Genomic DNA, 2,148 nt, shown 5'->3' with positions numbered 1-2,148 from the left:
CCACGAACTGGCAGCCGCTGGCGACCCGGCGGTGGAGCGGCCGCTTGCGGCACTTGCCGACGGCAACCTCTATGTCCGCAAGGCCGATTCCCTGGTGTTTGTCGGCAAGGAAGCGGGCGAGAGCGTCCAGCTTTCCGACCCGTTGAGCGGGGAGGCATCGGGTGAGGCGGCCAAGGACGGCATCACCAAGATCAAGGTCAACAACACGCTGCGTCGCGTCATCCGCGATGCGTTGGGCACTCTGACGCTCGGCGCCAAGGATCCGGCTGTCCGCATCGCCGCCGCCGACACCATGTTCAAGACACCTGACGCCGCAAATATCGCCCCCCTCGATACGGCGATCGCCGGTGAGGCCGTGGCCAGCGTCAAGGCTCTGCTCGAACAGGCCCGTGCGGCCTCCGTTCTGGTCTCCGACCGGCCGGATGCCGAGAAGCTCACTGCCATCGCGCTGATCGGCGCGCGCGGCGACCGCGATGCGGTTTCCCTGCTCACCTCGGTCGAGGCGAATTCCACCGACGCGGTCAGGCAAGCGGCGACAGCCGCGATCGCCAACATCAATTCGACGCTGGCCTTTTGGGATGCCGGGCAGAACATCTGGTACGGCATCTCGCTGGGCTCGGTGCTGCTGCTGGCGGCAATCGGCCTCGCCATCACCTTCGGCGTCATGGGCGTCATCAACATGGCGCATGGCGAGATGGTCATGCTCGGCGCCTACACGACCTTCGTCGTCCAGCAGGTGATCCGTACATCCTTCCCTGACCTGTTCGACTGGTCGCTGGTCATCGCACTGCCGCTGGCCTTTCTCGTCGCCGCTCTGGTTGGCCTGATCATCGAGCGCGGCGTCATCCGCTTCCTCTATGGCCGGCCGCTTGAAACACTGCTGGCGACATGGGGCGTCTCGCTGATCCTGCAACAGGCCGTGCGCTCAATCTTCGGGCCGACCAACCAGGAGGTCGGCAACCCATCCTGGATGTCGGGCTCGTTCAATGTCGGACAGTTGGCGATCACCTGGAACCGCCTGTGGATCCTGGTTTTCGCGCTCGCTGTCTTCGGCATCCTGCTCTACGTGATGAAGCGCACGCCCTGGGGCCTGCAGATGCGCGCCGTCACCGCCAACCGGCGCATGGCTGCCTCGATGGGCATCAGGACGCCGTGGGTCGACGCGCTGGCCTTCGCGCTCGGCTCCGGCATTGCCGGCATTGCCGGCGTCGCGCTGAGCCAGATCGACAACGTCTCGCCCAATCTCGGCCGCGGGTACATCATCGACAGCTTCATGGTCGTTGTCTTCGGCGGCGTCGGCAATCTGTGGGGCACGCTGGTCGGCGCCTTCTCGCTCGGCATCGTCAACAAGTTCCTCGAGCCTTATGCGGGCGCGGTGCTCGGCAAGATCGTCGTGCTGGTGCTGATCATCCTGTTCATCCAGAAACGCCCGCGCGGCCTGTTCGCGCTCAAGGGGAGGGCGGTGGAAGCATGATCACGGGACGCTTCTTTGCCGCCGGCGCGGACCGCCGCATCGCCATTACGATCTCCATCCTGCTGGCGGTGGCCGTCATCGTGCCGTTGCTCAACCTTGCGGTGTCTCCTACCAGCGCCTTCTACATCCCATCCTACATCGTCGCGCTGACCGGCAAATATCTCTGCTATGCGCTGCTTGCCTTGGCGCTCGACCTGGTCTGGGGCTATTGCGGCATCCTTTCGCTCGGCCACGGCGCCTTCTTCGCGCTCGGCGGCTATGCAATGGGCATGTATCTGATGCGCCAGATCGGCTCGCGCGGCGTCTATGGCAATCCCGTCTTGCCCGACTTCATGGTGTTCCTGAACTACAAGGAACTGCCATGGTTCTGGTATGGCTTCGACCATTTCTGGTTCGCCGGCCTCATGGTGCTCGCGGTGCCTGGCCTGCTGGCTTTCGTCTTCGGCTGGTTCGCCTTCCGCAGCCGCGTCACCGGCGTTTATCTCTCCATCATTACCCAGGCGATGACGTATGCGCTGCTGCTTGCCTTTTTCCGCAACGACATGGGGTTCGGCGGCAACAACGGCCTGACCGATTTCAAGGATATTCTGGGCTTCAACGTGCAGGCCGACGCGACGCGCTCGGCGCTGTTTGCCGCCAGCGCGGTGATGCTGGCACTTGCCGTCTTCGTCACC

Annotated in this window: 1 protein-coding gene and 1 pseudogene; both read left to right on the top strand. The window is 64.2% G+C overall.

The genetic code is table 11. From position 1 onward, the window contains the following. Positions 1-1,474 (top strand): urea ABC transporter permease subunit UrtB (gene urtB / locus ENZ74_RS30010; protein ID WP_127313222.1); only part of this gene is annotated, 1,474 nt, incomplete at its 5' end. Beyond that, positions 1,471-2,148 (top strand): annotated as a pseudogene (locus tag ENZ74_RS30005) (urea ABC transporter permease subunit UrtC); the annotation flags it as partial. The gene urtB and the pseudogene ENZ74_RS30005, both read left to right, overlap by 4 nt.

Origin of the sequence: Mesorhizobium sp. M7A.F.Ca.CA.002.15.2.1, assembly GCF_003998715.1 — a bacterium.
Taxonomy (GTDB): Bacteria; Pseudomonadota; Alphaproteobacteria; order Rhizobiales; family Rhizobiaceae; genus Mesorhizobium; species Mesorhizobium ciceri.
This window is presented reverse-complemented; position numbering and strand designations above follow the sequence as displayed.